Annotated in this window: 14 protein-coding genes; 4 read left to right on the top strand and 10 right to left on the bottom strand. The window is 62.2% G+C overall.

Annotated features, from left to right (window positions below):
* Positions 1-42 precede the first annotated feature (42 nt).
* Genes ku (ACRWQA_RS16605) through ligD form a run of 4 tightly spaced genes read right to left on the bottom strand, consistent with a single transcriptional unit; the run spans position 43 to position 4,710 of the window.
* On the bottom strand, positions 43-1,179 hold the full coding sequence (gene ku / locus ACRWQA_RS16605) for a non-homologous end joining protein Ku (protein WP_434229295.1): 1,137 nt from the start codon (positions 1,177-1,179) through the stop codon (positions 43-45).
* On the bottom strand, positions 1,172-1,948 hold the full coding sequence (ku, locus tag ACRWQA_RS16600; RefSeq protein WP_434229294.1) for a non-homologous end joining protein Ku: 777 nt from the start codon (positions 1,946-1,948) through the stop codon (positions 1,172-1,174). Before ku (ACRWQA_RS16600) ends, ku (ACRWQA_RS16605) begins: the two co-directional genes overlap by 8 nt.
* On the bottom strand, positions 1,948-2,151 hold the full coding sequence (locus ACRWQA_RS16595; RefSeq protein WP_263582828.1) for a hypothetical protein: 204 nt from the start codon (positions 2,149-2,151) through the stop codon (positions 1,948-1,950). Before ACRWQA_RS16595 ends, ku (ACRWQA_RS16600) begins: the two co-directional genes overlap by 1 nt.
* A gap of 24 nt (positions 2,152-2,175) precedes the next feature.
* A complete protein-coding gene (gene ligD, locus ACRWQA_RS16590; protein ID WP_434229293.1) occupies positions 2,176-4,710 on the bottom strand; it encodes a DNA ligase D in 2,535 nt (844 codons plus the stop codon).
* A 295-nt stretch (positions 4,711-5,005) separates the two neighbouring features.
* Between ligD and ACRWQA_RS16585 the strand changes: the two genes are divergently transcribed.
* A complete protein-coding gene (locus tag ACRWQA_RS16585; RefSeq protein ID WP_263582830.1) occupies positions 5,006-6,295 on the top strand; it encodes an ATP-grasp domain-containing protein in 1,290 nt (429 codons plus the stop codon).
* Between the two features lie 17 nt (positions 6,296-6,312).
* The gene (locus ACRWQA_RS16580) at positions 6,313-8,352 is read left to right on the top strand and encodes a CocE/NonD family hydrolase (RefSeq protein WP_434229292.1); all 2,040 of its coding nucleotides are present in this window, start codon (positions 6,313-6,315) and stop codon (positions 8,350-8,352) included.
* A 187-nt stretch (positions 8,353-8,539) separates the two neighbouring features.
* Here the strand turns inward: ACRWQA_RS16580 and ACRWQA_RS16575 are convergent, their stop codons facing one another.
* Together ACRWQA_RS16575 and ACRWQA_RS16570 are read right to left on the bottom strand one after the other, a co-directional pair.
* Entirely contained in the window at positions 8,540-9,085 is a 546-nt protein-coding gene (locus ACRWQA_RS16575) for a ferritin-like domain-containing protein (protein ID WP_434229291.1), read from the bottom strand.
* A 107-nt stretch (positions 9,086-9,192) separates the two neighbouring features.
* Complete coding sequence (locus tag ACRWQA_RS16570; RefSeq protein WP_434229290.1) at positions 9,193-9,414, bottom strand: con-10 family general stress protein; 222 nt, start codon at positions 9,412-9,414, stop codon at positions 9,193-9,195.
* Positions 9,415-9,726: 312 nt separating this feature from the next.
* Here ACRWQA_RS16570 and ACRWQA_RS16565 point away from each other — a divergent pair, with 312 nt between their 5' ends.
* Positions 9,727-10,389 carry a response regulator gene (locus ACRWQA_RS16565; protein WP_263582835.1) on the top strand — a complete coding sequence of 221 codons (663 nt, stop codon included), beginning with the start codon at positions 9,727-9,729 and terminating at the stop codon, positions 10,387-10,389.
* 93 nt (positions 10,390-10,482) lie between these two features.
* On the opposite strand, the gene ACRWQA_RS16560 is transcribed toward ACRWQA_RS16565, so the two are convergent.
* The 4 genes from ACRWQA_RS16560 to ACRWQA_RS16545 all read right to left on the bottom strand — a co-directional run bounded on the left by ACRWQA_RS16560 (position 10,483) and on the right by ACRWQA_RS16545 (position 17,192).
* On the bottom strand, positions 10,483-14,430 hold the full coding sequence (locus ACRWQA_RS16560) for a hybrid sensor histidine kinase/response regulator (RefSeq protein ID WP_263582836.1): 3,948 nt from the start codon (positions 14,428-14,430) through the stop codon (positions 10,483-10,485).
* Between the two features lie 92 nt (positions 14,431-14,522).
* Positions 14,523-15,038 carry a hypothetical protein gene (locus ACRWQA_RS16555; RefSeq protein ID WP_434229289.1) on the bottom strand — a complete coding sequence of 172 codons (516 nt, stop codon included), beginning with the start codon at positions 15,036-15,038 and terminating at the stop codon, positions 14,523-14,525.
* Between the two features lie 90 nt (positions 15,039-15,128).
* Positions 15,129-16,925 carry a sodium:solute symporter family protein gene (locus ACRWQA_RS16550; protein WP_434229288.1) on the bottom strand — a complete coding sequence of 599 codons (1,797 nt, stop codon included), beginning with the start codon at positions 16,923-16,925 and terminating at the stop codon, positions 15,129-15,131.
* 6 nt (positions 16,926-16,931) lie between these two features.
* Positions 16,932-17,192, bottom strand: coding sequence for a DUF4212 domain-containing protein (locus tag ACRWQA_RS16545; RefSeq protein WP_263582839.1), 261 nt, complete (start codon positions 17,190-17,192; stop codon positions 16,932-16,934).
* 697 nt (positions 17,193-17,889) lie between these two features.
* Here ACRWQA_RS16545 and ACRWQA_RS16540 point away from each other — a divergent pair.
* The gene (locus ACRWQA_RS16540) at positions 17,890-19,722 is read left to right on the top strand and encodes a DUF294 nucleotidyltransferase-like domain-containing protein (RefSeq protein ID WP_434229287.1); all 1,833 of its coding nucleotides are present in this window, start codon (positions 17,890-17,892) and stop codon (positions 19,720-19,722) included.
* Positions 19,723-19,757 lie beyond the last annotated feature (35 nt).

Here is a 19,757-nt window from a genome sequence, read left to right as displayed (position 1 = left end):
TCATGGCTCTCTTCGCCGGCCCTTGTGGCCGGCGTTTTCGTCTCAGCCGGCGCTGGCGATTGCCTCGACCAGCTCGGCCTTGCTCATGCGGCTGCGGCCGGGAACGTCGAGCTTCTGGGCGCGTTCGTAGAGCTCATCGCGAGAGAGGCTGTCCAGTTCGGCAGGGCGGGGCTTGCCCGAAGGGCGCTTCTTCCTCGGGTTGCGTTTGGTTGATGTCTTGCCGTTCTTGTCTGGCTTGCCTTTCCTTGCGCTGGAGTTGCCATCGTCATGCGCTTCCTGACCGGGCGGGCGGCCCTCGGCCAGGCTCTGCTTGAGTACCTGCATCAGGTCGATCACCTCGCCGCCCTGTTCCGGCTCGACGTCGGGCTCGTCCTCCTTCCCTAGCGTGATCACGTCCTCGCCACGGGAGCGTTTTTCCTCGGCGCGCGCCATGATGCGCTGGCTCTGCAGGTCCTGAAGCGCCTCGCGCTCCAAGTCGTCCTCTACCAACGCCTCGATGGCCTTCTGCATGGCCTTGACCCGCTCCCTGTCGGGCTTGGCGGCCTCGGGCAGGTCGATCTCCTCGGGCGCCCTTAGCTCCTCGGCGAAACGCAGTGTCTCGGCGCGCAGGATGCCTTTCTCCGCGATGATCGCCACCAGGTATTCCTTGCCGCGCATGACGAAGGTGGCGATACCCGCGCGCTCGGAGGCTTCCATGCTCTCGGCCAGCAGTCGATAGGCCTTGGTCACGCCCTTGTCGGGGGTCATGAAATAGGCACGCTGGAAGTACATCGGGTCGATCTCGTCGAGTCCGACGAAGCGCTTGAGGTCGATCTCCTGGGATTTCTCCGGGGCCAGCGACTCGAGTTCGCCATCCTCCACCACCACGAATTCGTTCTTCTCGACTTCATAGCCGCGAATCAGCTCGTCGTAGTCGAGTACGCGCTCCTCCTTCTCGCAGAAGTAGCGCCGCGCCAGCGGCGTGCCGTCGCGGTCTACCATGCGCAGCGACACCGGCTTGGGCCGGTTGGCCGGGTAGAGGTTGACCGGCAGGCTGACCAGCCCGAAGGTGATGGTGCCCGACCACAGCGGGCGCGGACCGCTGGCGTGAAAGCGCTTCTTCTCGTCGCGCTTCGCCGATGGGTCCTTGCGCTTCTCCTTCTCTTTGCCTTTGGTCCGGCGCTTGCTCTGGCTAGGCACGCTTGCGCTCCTTCTTCAGGCTGGCCTCGAGCGCCTTGGACAGGTCGTCGGAAGCCTTGCGGCGACGAATGGGGGTGACCTTGACGCTCTTGCCGCGCTGCTTGGCCTCGATCAGCTCCAGCACCCGCTCGCGGTATTCGTCGTGGTACTCCTCGGGGTCGAACTCAGCCTCCAGCATGCCGATCAGTTGGCGCGCCATGTCGAGCTCCTTGGCGTCGAGCGCCTTGCCCTTCGGTGGCTCCAGGGCGTCAACCGGGACCACCTGCTCCTCGTGGCGCAGCGACATCAGCATGGGGACGCCACGGTGCAGGCGCAGAGCGCCTACGTAGCTCTTCTTGCGCATGACCCAGCGGGCCAGTCCCTCCTTGCCGCTGTTGCCCAGCGCTTCGGCCAAGGCGAAGTAGAGCGACTCGCTGCCGTCGGGGCCGAGGTAGTAGGGGCGGTCGTACCAGCGGTGGTCGATAATCTGCGGGGGCATGAAGCGAATCACTTCGATGTCGCGCCCCGAGTCCGGCTCCAGCGCCTCGAGCTCCTCCATGTCGAACACCACCAGGCTGCCTTCGTCGGTACGATAGGCGCGCCGGGTCTCGGCGTAGGGCACGACCTCATCGGTCTCGGGGTTGACCATGGCCTGTTTTACAGGCGAGCGATCCTTCTCGTGCAGCAGGCGGAAATGCACGCTGCGGTCCTGGACCGCCGAGTAGAGCTTGACCGGAACCTGAACCTCGCCGAAGCGGATCACGCCCTTCCACATCGCTCGTGCCGCCATCAGTTTTCCTCCTCATGACGGTTACCATCCTCATGGCATTCGGGGCACACCGTATCACGGCTCTCGAAGCGCGCCGCCACGCACGACGGGCAGATCGGCCTGTCGCAATAAATGCAGTGGTAGCCCGCTTCGTAGTAGAAGGTGCACAGGCAGAACTGGCAGGTCTCGGGTCCGGATTCAAGCCACCAGGGCGCTTCGCTCATGTCCTCTACCTCGCTCCTTGCTGCCTATTTCACGCCGACGCGCTTGAGCAGGCCGGCATCCAGCGGTCGTGCCGCCTCGCCGAAATCTGCCCAAGGATCCTGGCGCAGGGCCGAGAGCCGGCGGCGCAGGTTCTCGACGTTGTAGCGGTCTGCACGCAGCGCGGCGTTGAGTTCGTCCCAGCGGATCGGTACCGCCACCGGGGCGTTCTGACGTGCCCGCACGGTATAGGAAGCCACCGCCGTGGCACCGCGACTGTTGCGCAGGTAATCGATGAAGATGCGCCCCTCGCGCTTGGCCTTGGACATGTTGGTGGTCAGCCTCTGGGGGTCGTCCTGGGCATGTGCTTCGGCGAGGCTCTTGGCGAAGGCCTTGGCCTGGTCCCACTCGGCGCTGGGTTCGAGCGGTACGACCAAGTGCAACCCCTTACCGCCGGTGGTACGCAGGAACGGCGTGAGCCCCAGCGATTCGATGCGCTCGCGCAGGGTGCCGGCAACGCGCAGTATCTCCTTCCAGGCCATGCCCTCATCAGGGTCGAGATCGAAGACCAGGCTGTCGGGCTGCTCGAGATGGTCGATGCGGCTGCCCCAAGGGTGGATCTCCAGCGCGCCGGCCTGGACCAGGCCCACCAGGTCGGCAGCCGACTCGACATAGACGTATTCGGCGCTGCCCTTCTTTTCAGGCACGTCGATGCGCGGCACGCTGGCAGGGATGGCACGGCGCGGGTGCTTCTGGAAGAAGCACTCGTCGTCGCGGCCCTGGGGGCAGCGCACCAGCGACAACGGCCGCCGGGCCAAGTGGGGCAGAACCCACTCCTGAATATGCTCGTAGAAGCGCGCGAGATCGAGCTTGGTCAGGCCCTGCTCGGGGAACAGTACACGGTCTGGGCTGGTGAGACGGACGCCTAGCAGCGAGGTTTCGTCCTTGCGCTTGCGCGCGGTCGGCTTGCCGGGCTTGGCCTCCTTTTCCGGGGTGCCTTCGGCGGCCATCTCCTTGGTCGGGGTCATGCGGATCTCCTCCGGATTACGATCCTCGCGCAGGCCGCGGAAGGCCGGGTGGCGCAGGCGGCCGTCGCGGGTGCGCTCGGTGAACTCCACTTCGATCACCAGCTCGGGGCGCACCCAGTGGGCCGAACGGCTATCCGGCACACTGTCGTGGAACGGTGAACGTTTCACTTCGAGTTCCTGCAGGGTGGCACTCAATCGCTCCAGCAAACGATTGCTGAAACCGGTGCCGACGCGGCCGGCGTAGACCAGCCCGTCCTTGCCGTAGGCCCCCATCAGCAGCGAGCCGAAGCCGCTGCGCGAGCCACTGGGCTCGGTGTAACCGCCGACTACGAACTCCTCGTGACTGACGCACTTGACCTTGAGCCAGTCGCGGCTGCGCTTCTGCTGGTAGCGGCTGTCGGCCCGCTTGCAGATGATGCCTTCGAGGCCCATGTGACAGGCGCGCTCATGAAAGGCTTCGCCCTGGGTCTCGAGATGATCGGAGTAGCGGATGGTGCCTTCCTTCATTCCCGCGGCATCGAGTAGCGCCTTTAGGGTACGCTTGCGCCCGAGCAGCGCCACGCCTGCGAGGTCATGGCCTTCGAAATAGGGCAAGTCGAAGATCTGGTAGACCAGGGCGGACGTGCGGCCGTCTGAGAGCGCCTCTTGAAGCTGGCCGAAGCGACTGATGCCGTCGTTGCCCATGGCCACCACCTCGCCGTCGAGCAGCGCCGAGGCCACCGGCAGCGGTGCCAGTGCCCGGGCGACTTCGGGAAAACGGTGGGTCCAGTCCTTGCCATTGCGAGTAATCAGCCGAACCTCGCCGTTCTCGATGCGGGCGAGCAGGCGATAACCATCGAGCTTGATCTCGTGGATCCAGTTGCCCTTGCTAGGCACTTCGCGGGCCAGGGTGGCGAGCTGCGGTTTTACCTCGCGGGGCAGCTTCGCGCGCCGGGCACCCTCAAGGCCTGACGGATCGGGCAGAGCACCGCTTTTCGAGGACCAGGTGGCGTCTCGGTCCTCGGCGATTTCATCCATGCTGCGACCGCTGGCGACGCTCGCATCGAGTTCGACCGTGAGCGATTCATCCATGCGAGGCTTGTCGTCGTGGCGCTTGATCAGCAGCCAGTTGCGCCCGTGCTTGTCCTGGCGCTTGCCGCTCATGCGTGTCAAGGTCCAGCTGCCCTTGAGCCGCTCACCGTCGAGCTCGATATCGATACGGTCCTGCTTGGGCCGACCCTTGACCTGCCAGGTGCCGTGATCCCACAGCATGACGGTACCCCCGCCATAGGACTTTTCGGGGATCACGCCTTCAAACTCGCCATATTCCAGCGGGTGGTCCTCAACTTCTACGGCCAGGCGCTTCTCACCAGGTTCGAGGCTCGGCCCCTTGGGCAGGGCCCAACTGCGGAGTACGCCATCCTGCTCCAAGCGCAGGTCGAAGTGGTCATGACTCGCCGCGTGCTTGTGCATCACGTAGAGATTTCCCGACGCGGCCTTGCCCCGCGCTTCGCCCGCGGGCTCTCGTGTTCGCGTGAAGTCGCGCTTGCGGCGGTACTCCTTGAGTTTCTCCATCGGCTCCATCCTTGGCCGCTGAATCCCAGGCCACAAAGGCCTCGTCTTTCAGACTAGTCCCGCTTGGCGTAGTCACCAAACCCATAACGCAGTGCAACGGTCCTGTTATTTCCCAAGCCCATGGCAACACCGGGACGTCAGGCTTTACGTGCCGTTTTGTTTCCCGGGGTTCAGAAGGGTAAAGAATCGTCTCCCTGATGGAACCTTGGGCCCTGCCTACTTATCTTGATGTGTGTAGGGAAGAGAGGAGAGCCGTTACTTGGCTTTCCAAAGGAACTGTCATGGAGATAGACGGATGAAACGGAACATTTTTGTCGTAGCGTTGGAAGATCAGCAGCGCCAAGAGCTTGAAACCCTGCGCCACTCGGATGAGTTCAACGTGCACAGCTTGCTGTCGGTCAAGGCAGCCGTGGAGTCGGAGCGTTTCTCTTTCGATGCATTATTGAACGAAGCGCGCCGCAAGCTGGAGGCATTCGATGGCTCCATCGACGCGATCGTGGCCCAATGGGATTTTCCCACCAGCGTCCTGGTGCCGATCCTGTGCCGGGAATACGGCATACCCTCGCCCTCGGTCGAGAGCGTTCTCAAGTGCGAGCACAAGTACTGGAGCCGGCTCGAACAGCGCAAGGTGATCCCCGAAGTGGTGCCCGAGTTTTGCGGGGTCGACCCATTCGCGGACGATCCGCTGTCCCAGGTCACCCTCGGCTATCCGTTCTGGATCAAGCCAGTCAAGGCGTTCTCCTCCCATCTCGGGTTCAAGATCGAGAACGAGGAGCAATTCCACGAAGCGATCAAGGAAATTCGCGAGGGCATTCGTCAACTGGGCGACCCTTTCAACGAGGCACTGCGCCATGCCGAGCTGCCTCCTGAAATCCAGCAGATGGATGGTAATTCATGCATTGCCGAACAAATCGTTGCGGGTGTGCAGGGTGCACCCGAAGGCACAGTCTATCGTGGCGAATTCAACGTCCATGGCATCATCGCCCAGCCCAATTCGGTCAACAAGGACATTCCCTATGATCGTCTGGAGTATCCCAGCAACCTGCCCGAGCGCATCCATCACGAAATGATCGATGTATCGCGCCGATTCCTCGAGCATATCGGCTATGACAACGGCTGCTTCAACGCCGAGTTCATGTGGGACGAGGAGAATGACAAGCTGTGGCTGATCGAGGTCAATACGCGGATATCACAGTCCCATAGCGAGATCTTCATCATGGTCGACGGGATGTCGAACCATGAGGTTGCCGTCGATATCGCCCTTGGTGAACGGCCCTCACTGGTCAATCGGCAAGGCGTGGCCGCCGTGGCGGCCAAGTGCTATATCCCCTACGAGCACAAGGACGGCATTGTCAGGCGGATACCCAGCGAAGCGGAAATCGAGGCGCTGTGCGAGCGTTATCCCGGCACCAAGGTGCGAATCGATGTGGCGCCTGGTACGCGGCTGGGAGAGCTGCTGCACCAGGACAACTTTTGCTATCGCCTGGGCACCCTCTATGTTGCGGGTGAGGACCACGACCAGATCGAAGAGCGCTACAGGGCATGCCTGGAGGCGCTTCAGTTCGAGATCGAACCCACCGAATGAACCCGCGAGGAGGAACCGTGAGTGTCGTAGAGTCGTTTCCCTACAAGGTTCGCGAGATCGAGAACGTCTTCATCCCCATGCGCGATGGGGCTCAGCTGGCCGCACGGATATGGCTACCCGAGGAGGCCGAGCGCACGCCGATGCCGGCAATCATGGAGTACATCCCCTATCGCAAGCGCGACATCACCCGGGGACGGGATGCCACCAACCATGCCTACCTGGCCGGACACGGCTATGTCTGCATTCGAGTCGACATGCGCGGCAGCGGCGATTCGGATGGCGTTCTTACCGACGAGTACACCCAGCAGGAGCAGGAAGATGGCGTCGACGTCATCGCCTGGCTCGCCGAGCAGCCATGGTGCGACGGTAACGTCGGCATGATGGGCATCTCTTGGGGGGGCTTCAACAGCTTGCAGGTAGCGGCCAAGCAGCCGCCGGCGCTCAAGGCGATCATCAGTATCTGCTCGAGCGATGACCTGTATGCCGACAATATGCACTACATGGGCGGCTGCCTGCTCGGCGACAACCTGTCGGAAGCCACGGTGATGTTCGCCTTCAATACCCTGCCACCGGATCCGCAAATCGTCGGCAACCGTTGGCGTGACATGTGGTTCGACCGCATGGAGAACAGCGGGCTGTGGCTGGAACAGTGGGTCGAGAACCAGCGACGCAACGACTACTGGTCGACCAGTTCGGTGAAGGAGTACTACTCAGCCATCCGATGCCCGGTCTATGCCATCGGTGGTTGGGCGGACGGCTTCACAAATACCGTGTTGCGATTGATGCAGCACCTGGAAGTACCGCGCAAGGGGTTGATTGGCCCCTGGGGGCACAAGTATCCACATCAGGGCTTACCAGGACCGGCCATAGGTTTCCTACAGGAAGCCCTGCGCTGGTGGGACTACTGGCTCAAGGGCAAGGACAACGGCATCATGGGTGAACCCATGCTGCGTGCCTGGGAGCAAGACAGCATTCCACCCGATACTTCCTATTCCGAACGCCCTGGTCGCTGGATCGGGGAGTCGGGCTGGCCGTCCGATAACATAAGCATGAGGCGCTATGGACTGGGCCCTTACACCATCTCCATGGAAGGGCATGGTGGTCCGCACCAGCGCGACGAGCCCGAGAGCTCACTGGCGTTACAGTCGCCGCTGAGCGTCGGATTGTTCGCCGGCAAGTGGTGCTCCTACGCTGCTACACCCGATCTGCCCGGGGATCAGCGCGAAGAGGATGGCGGTTCGTTGATCTTCAGTAGCCGACAGCTCTCGGAACCGCTCGATATCTTCGGCATGCCCGTCGTGGAGCTCGAGCTCTCGAGCGACAAGCCACAGGCCATGCTGGCGGTGCGCCTCTCCGATGTGGCACCGGATGGCAAGTCGACCCGAGTCACCTATGGCCTCCTCAACCTGTCGCATCGCGACAGCGACGCCAATCCCGAACCGCTGGTGCCGCACCGGCGCTACCGTGTTCGCATCCCAATGAACGGCATCGCTCAGCGCTTCCCCACGGGTCATCAGCTACGCCTGTCTGTGTCGACCTCCTACTGGCCGCTGGCCTGGTTGCCGCCGGAGCCGGCTCAGGTCGACATCTACCCGAGTAGCTGTGCCCTGGTGCTGCCGGAGCGAAAGCCGGGCGAGGAGGACGCACGCCTGCCGTCGTTCGACGAGCCCGAGGAGGCTCCGCCGCTGGAGACCCACACCTTCGAAGCCAGTGACCATAACTGGCTATTGCATCGCGACTTGGCGACCAAGGAGTCGACACTCGAGGTGATCAATGATCAGGGCCACTTCCGCATCGAGGATACCGGTACCGAAATCCGTCGTAGCACACGGGAGTGGTACACCACGCTTCATGACGATTTCACCTCGGCGCGCGGTGAGACCTATACCGAACGTTCCTTCAAACGCGACGACTGGAATGTGGAGATCTATACGCGCAGCATCTTGAGCTGTGATGAGAGCAATTTCTTCATTCACGCCCAGCTCGACGCCTACGAGGACGACTACCGGGTCTTTTCCAAGAACTGGGAAAGGGTGATCCCACGCGATCATATGTAGAGGAATCCTTGGGCGGCAGCGAGTGCCGTGCCTCGAGAAGGGACGGCGTTTTGCCTGACGAGGAGATTGCGTGGCAAAGCAGACGCAAAAAACCCCCGGTAGGGGAACCGGGGGAAGCGAGGGGCCTTCCCTTCGAAGGCATATGCAGGGTGCTGCCCTGGGCCGGGCTTTAGGGGTTGGCTAGCGCTCAGGTCTTGGCCTGGAGATCGTCGTGCTCCGAGCGCTCCAGGAATTGGCGCGTGGTGTCATCGAGATGCTGCGACAGCCACTCTGCCATGGCTTCTTCCTCCTTGAGGATAGCCTCGCAGATTCTTGCGATTTCCGGTTTGCCTACCTTTTCTGCAGCCTGGATCAGGGCCTTGTAGCTGGCGATCTCGAAGTGCTCGAAGGCATAGCTGGCAAGGCTACCTTTGACCACCTCATCGCTTGCCATCATGCCGGCCATGCCTTGACCGAAAGCGGCCAGCTTGCCGCCCAGGTCCTTGACCGCCGAGAGGTCGGTACCGAGCAGCGAGAGACACTGCTCGATCTTCTCCGCCTGTCCGCGGGTCTCGATCAGGTGCTGCTCGATGCGAGCCTTGAGCTGCGGGTAGTGCTCCAGGCGGCTAGCCTGGGATTCCAGCATCTTCTCCGCCTGCTTCTCCATGGCGTGAGCGTCGCGTAGCCAATCTTCCAGATGCTTGGGTGATTGCGGCTGGGTGCCTATGGGTTGTCTCCTTACGGTTGCGATCAATGTCTCCGCTCACTTTGGCGGACTGATCTGCTCTTCCTGAGCGAAAGAAGCTGCCGGAGAGCATTCTCCGGCAGCTTGTTGAGTCAAAGTCAGTGAGAGGGCAGCATTCAGCTGTTCTTGCCTCCCTTTCGACCGGCGTCGGAGGCCTTCTTCGGGTCGTTGGCGAAGTTGCCGCTGCTACGCTGGCCGCCTTTCTGGCCGGCTTCAGAGGCCTTCTGTGGATCATTGGCGAAGTTGCCGCTGCTGCGTTGACCGCCTTTCTGACCGGCCTGGGAGGCCTTCTTCGGGTCGTTGGCGAAATTTCCGGGGTTCTGGTTGCGCTGTGCCATGATAAAACTCCTTGAATCCTTTCCGCATGGACATTCCATGTACTTCCATTTACCGGGAATCCGGCACTGCTGGCGTCTGCCATCGTCTTTGAAGATAGAAGCCGCTTTTCAGAATCATCAAGAGGGTTGCTGTTTCCAAGTGAAAAGAAAGTTGTCGTTGCTCCATTTGGAGCGAGCTGGCCGGAAAGTATTGTCGACAACTCGCTTCCCGTGCTTGGGAAGCGTCCAAGCATGGGGTAACATGCGGTGAACAATCGAAGAGCCTAACGTGGCGGCCCCAGGCCCCGAGCTCGAGGAACCGGAGGAGAATCCATGGCCTTTGCCCAGAAATTCATCGTTGCCGATGACCATCCGCTGTTCCGTGCAGCGCTGACGCAGGCGCTGCGTCAGCTGGCGCCCCAGGCCGAGATCGTCGAAGCCGACACCATGGAGGCGACCTGTGAGGTCGTTACCCGCCACCCCGATGCCGACCTGATTCTGCTCGACCTGCACATGCCGGGCGCCCATGGCTTTTCCGGTCTGATCCAGCTACGGGGGCAGACGCCGGACATCCCGGTGGCAGTGGTGTCCGGCAGCGACGAGCCCCACGTGGTGCGTCGCGCCATTGACTACGGGGCGTCAGGCTTCATTCCCAAGTCTTCCTCCCTGCAGCTGATTGCCGAGGCGGTCGGCGAAATTCTCGATGGCGAAGTGTGGTTGCCTCAGGAATTGGCTGACCGCCTGGGCGATGCCAACGAGGAGGAGACCCGTTTCGCAGAGGCCATCGCCTCGCTGACGCCACAGCAATTCCGGGTTCTCAACATGCTCACTGAAGGCCTGCTCAACAAGCAGATCGCCTACGAACTGAACGTCTCCGAGGCCACCATCAAGGCTCACGTCACCGCCATCCTGCGCAAGCTGGGCGTGCACTCCCGCACCCAGGCGGTGATCGCTGCCCAGAAGCTCGAAGTGGAGCCGCCCAAGGTGGAATCCTAGCTTCGAGCTTCGAGCTTCGAGCTTCGAGCTTCGAGCAAGGGGCCCACGACCATGTCGTGGGCCCCTTGTGTTTTGCTCGATGCTCGTTAGGCGCTAGGCGCTAGGCGCCCGACTGGCCTGCAGCGTGCGGGTCAGCAGCGCGCGCAGGGCGGCGGGGCGCACCGGCTTCTGTAGCAGGTGATAGCCGCTGCGGCGGATCTCCTCAGCCACCTCCTCTGTGCGGTCCGCGGTGATCACGATGCCAGGCACCGCGCCCTGCAACCGCTCGCTGAGAGCCTCCAGGGCCATCAGGCCGGTCACTTCATTGTCGAGGTGGTAGTCGGCGAGAATCGCATCCGGCTCGCCGTCGAGGTTGCGCAACACGGACTTGGCACCGCCGATAGTGGTGGCGGTGTAAACCTCGCAGCCCCAGCCCGAGAGCATCGCTTTCATGCCTTCCAGGATCAGCGTCTCGTTGTCGATGCACAGAATGCGGGTCCCCACCAACTTGTTGCCCACGCGCCGCGGCGAGGCGGCCTCCTCGGCACGTTCGGCCTCGCTGCGCGCGGCCACCACCGGTACGCTGACAGAGAACATGGTGCCGATTCTCTCCCGGGAGAAGACCTTGATCGGATGATCGAGTACGCGGCTCATGCGGTCGGCGATCGACAGTCCCAGGCCCAGACCCTTCTCGCTCTCCTTATGCCGTGTGGCCTGGTCCAGGCGACGAAACTCCTGGAAGATCTCCGCCTGCTTGGATTCAGGGATGCCCGGCCCCGAGTCCCAAACCTCGATGGTCAAGCGTGACCCGCGGCGCCGGCAGCCCAGCAGCACTCGACCCTCCTGGGTATAGCGCAGCGCATTCGACAGGAAGTTCTGGATGATCCGGCGCAGCATCTGCGGATCACTGTCGACCCATTGACGGGTCGGGACCACCACCAGGTCGAGACCGCGATCCTCTGCCATCACCTCGAACTCGGCGCGCAGGGGCTGGAAAATATCGGCCAGCGCGAAATGGCTGCGTCGCGGGGTGAGGGCACCGGCATCGAGCTTGGAGATGTCGAGCAGGGTGCCGAGCAGCTCCTCGGCGGCCTGCAGCGAGTTGTCGATATGGCCGATGGTGCGCTTCATGTCTTCGGCGTCCATCTCCTGGGACAATGCCGAGGTGAACAGGCGCGCCGCATTCAGCGGCTGCAGCAAGTCGTGGCTGGCGGCCGCAAGGAAACGGGTTTTGGAGGCGTTGGCATCCTCGGCCACCTGCTTGGCCTGGCGCAGGGCCTGCTCGGCCTCGGCTCGCACGCGGTTTTCCTGGCGCAGCGCGGTATTGGCTTCCGACAGCGCCTGGGTACGCTCGCGCACTCGCTCTTCCAGGGTCTCGTTGGTTTCCTTCAGGGCGATCTCGGCCAGGCGCCGCTCGGTGATGTCCTGGTAGAGGGCGAAGAAGCCGAGAATCGTGCCGCTGTCGCCGAAGTGCGGGGTATAGGTCACCAGCATGTAGCGCAGGTCGTTGCCAAGGCGCAGCGATACCTCGAAGTTGACCCGCTCACCGGCCAGCGCTCGATGAATCCAGGGCTCGCGCTCGAGCGCCATCTCGTCGCTGATGACGGAATTGACGTGCTTGCCGATGACTTCGTTGCGGTCGATACCGAAGGCCTGCTCATAGGCGCGGTTGGTGAAGAGGTAGCGGCAATCCTTGTCGAAGTAGGCGATCAGGGCCGGCACGTTGTCGGTGTAGATGCGGATGTTGTTCTCGGAGCGTATCAGCGCTTCCTCGATGCGCTTCTGCTGAGTGATGTCCTGGTAGGTATAGACGAAGCCGCCGCCCGGCATTGGGTTGCCTTGTACCTCAAGCACGCTGCCATCCTGACGGTAGCGTACGTAGCGGTGGGGCTGGCCCTCGCGAATGTTGTCGATCAGCAGCTGTACGTGTTCCTCGGGGTCGCCGGGCCCGTATTCGCCGTTATGCGCGTTGTAGCGGAAGATCTTGTCCATTGGCGCGCCGACCCGGATCAGGTGATCGGGGAAGCGGAACAGCTCCAGATAGCGCTGGTTCCATACCACCAGGCGCATGTTCTGGTCGACCACGCTGATGCCCTGGTTGATGTTCTCGATGGTGGCCTGTAGCAGGGCGCGGTTGAATTCGAGCACCTGAGAGGCTTCGTCGACGATGGAGATCACGTCGGAGATGCCGATGCCGCGCCCCTGCAGCGCCGAGTTGACCACGATGCGCGCCGAGGAGGCCCCAAGTACCGAGGCCAGGAAGCGTTCGGTGAACTGGATCACGTCGATGGATGCGCGGTTGCCGTCTTCCAGCGGCTTGCCGGTACGCCGCGCGTAGTCGTCGAAGGCGCGGGCCACCTGGCCGGCACCGAGGAAGCGCTCGCACAACACCTTGAGGTCGCCGACGGTGGTGGCGCCGGTCCAGGGGCGATTGACCGAGGTCTGGCGGGTTTCGACGCTGTCGACGAACAGCGAGGCCTGGATGCGCTCGACCACCCGCTGCGAGGTGACCTGGGAAACGAAGATGTAGCAGAACAGGTTGACCCCGAGCGAGAGCATCACGCCATGGGTGAAGGAGTCGCCGAAGTTGAGCCCGAACAGCGCGGTGGGCGTCAGCCAGGGGTGGCCGAAAGGGCCCCCGGTGAGCCAGTCGGCTGGCAGCACACCGGCCTGGATCATCCCCGGCATCAGCAGGCTGTAGGCCCAGATGGCGAATCCGGCGTTCATGCCCACTATTACCCCGAGCCGGTTGCCACGCTTCCAGTAGAGCCCGCCGAGCAGGGCTGGCGCGAACTGGGCCGCTGCGGCAAAGGAGAGCATGCCGATCGACGCCAGTGAGGTGAACTCAGCGATCAGGTGATAGAAGCCGTAGGCCAGCGCCAGGATCACCCCGATGGTGATACGCCGGGCCTGGAGTACCAGGCGACCGTAGTCGCGCGGCCGGGCATCCAGCCAGCGCAGGCGGAACAGCAGCGGGATGACGATCTCGTTGGAGATCATGATCGATACCGCGACGGTGGCCACGATGACCATGCCGGTCGCCGCGGAGAAACCGCCGATGTAGGTGAGCAGGGTCAGCCACTGCTGACCGGCGGCCATCGGCAGCGCCAGCACGAAGGTGTCGGGCTCCACCGAGCCATCGGGGAACAGCGCCAGGCCGGCGGCTGCGATGGGCAGGATGAAGAAGGCGAACGCCACCAGGTAGAGCGGAAACAACCAGCGCGCCTTGGAGGCATCATTGGGGTGGGTGTTCTCCACTACGGCAACGTGGAACTGGCGCGGCAGACAGAAGATCGCCAGCATCGCCAGCAGCGTCTGGGCCCAGAAGCCGCGGCCGAAATCCTGGTCGGCGAGCTGACGCTGAAGCTCCATCTGGCTGTCGGCCAGTGCCATCAGCTCACCGAGTCCATCGAACATGCCCCAGGTGACGTAGGCGCCAAGGATCAGGAAGGCCAGCAACTTGACCATCGACTCGAAGGCGACGGCATGGATCAGCCCCTCATGATGCTCGGTGGCATCGGTGTGGCGCGTGCCGAAAAGAATGGCGAAGGCGGCCATCACGATGGCGACGAAGAAGGCCGTATCGGCGAAGAGCGGGGTATGGGTGATGTCGGCCGCGTCCGTCAGCACGGCGAACGAAGTCGACACGGCCTTCAACTGCAGGGCAATGTAGGGCAGCGTGCCGATCAGTGCGACCAGGCTGGCGAAGGCCGCCAGCGATTGCGCCTTGCCATAGCGCGAGGCGATGAAGTCGGCGATGGAGGTGATGTTCTGCCGCTTGGCCACGCGGATCATCTTGGCGAGTATCGGCCAGAACAGCAGGAAGGTCAGGATCGGCCCGACATAGATACTGGCGAATGACCAGCCGGCAGTCGCCGCCTGACCGACTGCGCCGTAAAAGCTCCACGAGGTGCAGTAGATGGCCAGTGCCAGGATGTAGATGACCGGACGCTGGCGGCTGGCGCCACGCCGACGCGCGTTGCGATCGCCCAGCCAGGCGATGCCGAACAGGATGGCGATGTAGAGAAGTGAAACGGCGATCAGCAGCCAACCGGCAAACATGATTCCTCCCCCCGGCAAGTGCCGACCATTCTAAAGGGTTATCGGCCCGAGAACACTCGGGCCGAGGGGTGGTGTCGGCGAAGCGCCGAGACTCATACGGTCGAGCAAACCGCCTGGTAGAGGCTCGATTCTTCGTCCAGCGTGCGCAGGGCGTCGACGCGTGGTTGGCGGCTGTCCTCGGCGAGGGGCACCAGCTCGGCCGAGGAGCAGTTCAACAGGTACGGCTGGTGGTGGAGCTGATCCACATACTCCTTCTCGAAGCGGTATAGGATGAACTCGACCAGTTGCTGATCGTCCGCCTGACGGGGCACCATGCTGCCTTGGTCGACGACGCTGAAGCTCACCGTCATCGGGTAGAAATAGGTCCAGGGGCGCCACGGCATGCTGTCCTGCTTGGTATCCACCACGCGGGTCGTGGCGGGCAGTTGGCTGCGCTTGTGGTCGAACCAGGAGTATTCGTAGTGGATCTGGTAGCCCAGCATGCCCAGTCCGGCGCAGACCGGAATGATCCATTTCGGCAACCGCTTGGCGCTGGCCAGGCGCAGTATCAAACCGATGCCCGCAGCACCCAGGCCGGCGAAGATCGCCGCAATCAAGTGCCATATCATAACGCTACCTTCTCAAAGCAATCGGGCTTCCCGAAGGGAAGCCCGATTGGGACTGGTTCCCGGCCCGCTGCGGGCCGGGGTCATTATGGCTTAGTGGTCGAGTGCGGCGCCAGCGCCTTTCGGATAACGCACGCTCTGCACCAGGTCCTGGATTTCCTGCGGCGGCTCCTCGGTAACGGTGGAGACCGCGTAGGCAACGATGAAGTTGATCATCGCGCCCACGGCACCGAAGGAGAGCGGCGAGATGCCAAGAATCCAGTTGGCCTGCGTGTTCTCCAGCATGTTGGTGCCGGGAATGAAGAACCAGCCCAGGTAGGTGAAGATGTACAGCAGGGTGGCAATCAGGCCGGCCAGCATGCCGCAAACGGCGCCCTTGCTGTTCATCCGAGTGGAGAAGATGCCCATCATCAGCACCGGGAACAGTGAAGCGGCGGCGATACCGAAGGCCAGTGCCACGGTCTGAGCGGCGAACCCTGGCGGGTTGAGGCCCAGGTAGGTCGCCAGCAGGATGGCGCCGGCCATGGAGATACGCGCCGCCAGCATCTCGCCCTTCTCGGTGATCTTGGGGTTGATGGTGTTCTTGATCAGGTCATGGCTGATGGCCGAGGAGATCGCCAGCAGCAGACCCGCCGCGGTGGAGAGTGCCGCCGCGATACCGCCCGCTGCGATCAGGCCCACGACCCAACCCGGCAGGTTGGCGATTTCCGGATTGGCCAGCACCAGGATGTCATTGTTGACGGTCAGCTCGTTGCCTTCCCAGCCGCGCTGCTCGGCAATCGGTGCGAAGTCCGGGTTGGCATCGTTGTACAGCTGGATGCGCCCGTCGTCGTTGCGATCAGTGAAGGAGAGCAGTCCTGTCTCCTCCCAGGTGCGGATCCACTGCGGCCGCTCTTCGTAGACCAGTGCGCCCTCGGCCGCCGCTTCATAATCCTCCACCTGGCCGGCCATTTCGGGGAAGATGGTGGTTGCCAGGTTGAGGCGCGCCATGGAACCCACGGCAGGAGCGGTCAGGTAGAGCAGGGCGATGAACACCAGGGCCCAGCCTGCGGACCAGCGTGCGTCGGCGACCTTCGGCACGGTGAAGAAGCGAATGATGACGTGGGGCAGACCGGCGGTACCGATCATAAGCGAAAGGGTGAACAGCACCATGTTGAGCTTGTTGTCGACGTCGGCAGTGTAGTCGCGGAAGCCCAGCGCATTGACCACTTCGTCGAGCTTGGTCAGCAGCGGCACGCCGGACTCGGTGTGGGTGCTGAACATGCCGAACATCGGGATCGGGTTGCCGGTCAACTGCATGGCGATGAAGACTGCGGGGATCGTGTAGGCGATGATCAGCACGATGTACTGGGCCACCTGGGTGTAGGTGATACCCTTCATGCCGCCGAATACCGCATACAGGAAGACGATGGCCGCGGCGATCCAGATGCCTACACTGCTGGGCACCTCGAGGAAGCGCGAGAAGGCTACGCCGGCGCCGGTCATCTGGCCGATGACGTAAGTCACCGAGGCGACGATCAGACAGATGACGGCAACAATGCGCGCCGTGCTGCTATAGAACCGGTCGCCGATGAAGTCGGGCACGGTGAACTTGCCGAACTTGCGCAGGTAGGGTGCCAGCAGCATGGCCAGGATCACGTAGCCGCCGGTCCAGCCCATCAGGAACGTGGAGTTGGCATAGCCGCCGGAAGCCAGCAGGCCCGCCATGGAGATGAAGGAAGCCGCGGACATCCAGTCGGCCGCAGTGGCCATGCCATTGGTGATGGGATGTACGCCACCACCGGCGACGTAGAAGTCCTTGGTCGAACCGGCACGCGCCCAGATGGCGATGCCGATATAGAGGGCGAAGGAGCCGCCCACGAAAAGAAGGTTGATGGCAAACTGACTCATGCTGACTTACTCCCCGAGGCCGAACTTCTGGTCGAGCCGATTCATCTTCCAGGCATAGAAGAAGATCAGGCCAATGAAGGTCAGGATGGATCCCTGCTGAGCGAACCAGAACCCGAGATCGGTACCACCGACCGGGATGCCGGAAAGAAGGGGACGAAACAGAATGGCGCAGCCATAGGAGACGAATGCCCAGACGATCAGGCACCCGGTTATCAGGCGTACGTTCGCCTTCCAGTATGCAGCAGCATTGGTTTTATCATCTGCCATAGTGATGCTCTCCACTTGTTGTTAAGGTTGGGAAGTCGCCAAGAGAGTTGCCAAGCTTCACCAGGGGGTTCGCACTAAGCGAGTCGAGTGGTAAAGACGTTGACGCTGGCCAGCGCCTGATTATCCCATGCTCCCTGCGGCCGAGCCGCACTTCCCACCACGTCTTGTTACCGATCATCGAGCCGCGTTATGAAGGCGCGTTTCCCCCAATGACTCACGGCAATAGTGGTCAATAAATCAGGAAAATAAAATCCCAGACTTTGGTATCATGAGCAAACTATGATGATCTTATTCTTTTATTTTTCTTTGTATTTCAATTGGTTGTGATTCTCTTTTCTTGGGTGGGGAAATAAAGGCGTCTATGCGGATAGACGATTGTCTAGCATTGGACCTTTGTCTATGCCGCTATCCTGTAAGACCATTGTCTAGTGCCGATTCAAAACGCTCGAATATTGTTCCCTTTGACGTTGGTCTAGGTTATGTCCTGAAAGTCGGGGCTGCTATTCTGCGCCAAGAAGTCCAGCTCGATGCGAGCGGTATCGAATAGAGCGGGATTGTTTCTTTATTGTTTCAAGCGACAGGGACGCGCATGGCTCAGGCAATGGGTCTTCCCTTGACTGTGATCTGCTCGCCAAGCCTCCTTTCGGACTCGTTCGGGTGCTGACGGCGACGACGATTGCACAACGAGGGCTATAACATGGTCGATGTCGATCTCTCCCAACCCCCGTTCACCTTTCTGAATGAAGAGGGGCGGGAGCGCGTCCGCAACGGCATCGACCTGGCCTACTTCGACCGCGACGAGATCATCCTGGAGACCGGCCAGCCCGGCGAATATGTCTTCCTCATCCACAAGGGCGAGGTGGCCGAGCTGGATACCACCCAGCCGGGGGCGCGCGAGCGAATCGGTCATTACACGGCAGGCGACCTGTTCGGTGCCATCAGCATCCTCAACGGCAAGAGTCGCTATCGCTTCCGCGCCGAGCAGGAGTGCCTCTGCTATCTGATGCCGAAAGCTCTGTTCCTGCAGTTGTGCGACGACTATCCCGCCTTTGCCGAGTTCTTCCGCCAGACCCTGGCGCACAAGGCGCGACTGTTGACCGAGCAGCGTGCCGAGGGTGGCGTGACCATGGCTGGCTTCATGCTGGCCAAGGTCAGCGAGTGTATGCGACCGCCGCTGTGCATGGGGGCGGATACGACCATTGCCGAAGCGGTGGCCAGGCTGCACGAGAGCCATGCCGACAGTCTGCTGGTGGAGAGTAGCGGGGGAGTGGGCATGGTCACCAAGACCGACCTGCTCGAAGCGCTGGTGCTCCAGGGAAGAGAAAAGGGGAGTCCGCTGCAGGATATCGCGCACTTCGAACTGGTCACGGTGCGCCCCGACCAGTATCTGTTCGAAGTGCTGGTGATGATGACTCGCCATAAGGTGGAGCGGGTCGTGGTGCTGGAACGGGGGGAGGAGCGAGCCCCGCCGATCGGCGTGGTGGAGCTCACTGACGTGCTCAGCTACTTCTCCAGCCGCAGCTATGTCGTCAGCCTGCAGGTTGAGCAGGCGGATAGTCTCGAGGACCTGTTTCGTGCCAGCCGCCGCACACCCGAGTTGGTCAAGGCGCTGATGGCCCAAGGCGTCAAGTTGCGTTTCGCCATGGGCCTGCTGGCGGCACTCAACGGGCGCATCATGTCAAAGGCCTGGAGCTTCCTGATCGATGAGCGCTACCACGCTGAGAGCTGCCTGATGGTGATGGGTAGCGAAGGGCGAGGCGAGCAGATCCTCAAGACCGATCAGGACAACGGTCTCATACTCGCCGACGGGCTCGAATGGCCCGATGTGGGGGCGCAGATGCAGCGTCTCACCGAAACGTTGATCGAATTGGGTTACCCGCCCTGCCCCGGCAACATCATGGTAAGCAACCCCGAATGGGTGGGGTCCGTTTCCCAGTGGCGCGAGCGCATCGCCCGCTGGGCCGAGAAACGCGATGGCGACAGCCTGATGAAGCTTGCCATCATGCTCGACTCTCATGCGGTGGCAGGCAATCCCGCGCTGCTCGACCGAGTGCGCCAGTCGCTCTTCGAGCAGTGTTCGCGAGACGAGATACTGCTCTCCTATTTCGCCCGTACGGCGCTGCGTTTCTCCACGCCGTTGACCCTGTTCGGCTCGCTGAAGAAGCCCCAGCACGGTATCGATATCAAGAAGGGAGGAATCTTTCCCATCGTGCACGGGGTGCGCACCATGGCGCTGGAGCGAGGAATCAAGCCCACGTCGACATTGGAACGGCTCGAGGCCCTGTCAGCGGATGGAAGGCTGGAAGCGCGAGTCGCCGAGAATCTGGCCGAGGCGCTGTCGTTGTTCACCGAACTGCGCCTGAAGCAGCAACTGGAGCGCCTGGACGGCGATATCGTCAGCAAGAGCCCCGACCGTGTCGTGGTTCAGCAGCTGTCGTCGCTCGAGCGTGACCTGCTGCGTGAGGCACTACACATCGTCAAGGACTTCAAGCAGAGCCTGTCGCAGCGTTATCACCTCGAATATTCCTGAGGTCGAGAGCCGCGAGAGGCAGACAAGAACCAAGG

Source organism: Billgrantia sp. C5P2 (genome assembly GCF_051062895.2).
Note: the sequence above shows the minus strand (reverse complement) of the source record. Positions and strands in the feature narration are given on the sequence as shown.

Excerpts from the sequence above, each read along its gene's own strand:
- ku (WP_434229294.1), bottom strand. The coding sequence starts at position 1,948 with ATGGCGGCACGAGCGATGTGGAAGGGCGTGATCCGCTTCGGCGAGGTT.
- ACRWQA_RS16595 (WP_263582828.1), bottom strand. The coding sequence starts at position 2,151 with ATGAGCGAAGCGCCCTGGTGGCTTGAATCCGGACCCGAGACCTGCCAG.
- ligD (WP_434229293.1), bottom strand. The coding sequence starts at position 4,710 with ATGGAGAAACTCAAGGAGTACCGCCGCAAGCGCGACTTCACGCGAACA.
- ACRWQA_RS16585 (WP_263582830.1), top strand. The coding sequence starts at position 5,006 with ATGAAACGGAACATTTTTGTCGTAGCGTTGGAAGATCAGCAGCGCCAA.
- ACRWQA_RS16570 (WP_434229290.1), bottom strand. The coding sequence starts at position 9,414 with ATGGCACAGCGCAACCAGAACCCCGGAAATTTCGCCAACGACCCGAAG.
- ACRWQA_RS16565 (WP_263582835.1), top strand. The coding sequence starts at position 9,727 with ATGGCCTTTGCCCAGAAATTCATCGTTGCCGATGACCATCCGCTGTTC.
- ACRWQA_RS16560 (WP_263582836.1), bottom strand. The coding sequence starts at position 14,430 with ATGTTTGCCGGTTGGCTGCTGATCGCCGTTTCACTTCTCTACATCGCC.
- ACRWQA_RS16555 (WP_434229289.1), bottom strand. The coding sequence starts at position 15,038 with ATGATATGGCACTTGATTGCGGCGATCTTCGCCGGCCTGGGTGCTGCG.
- ACRWQA_RS16550 (WP_434229288.1), bottom strand. The coding sequence starts at position 16,925 with ATGAGTCAGTTTGCCATCAACCTTCTTTTCGTGGGCGGCTCCTTCGCC.
- ACRWQA_RS16545 (WP_263582839.1), bottom strand. The coding sequence starts at position 17,192 with ATGGCAGATGATAAAACCAATGCTGCTGCATACTGGAAGGCGAACGTA.
- ACRWQA_RS16540 (WP_434229287.1), top strand. The coding sequence starts at position 17,890 with ATGGTCGATGTCGATCTCTCCCAACCCCCGTTCACCTTTCTGAATGAA.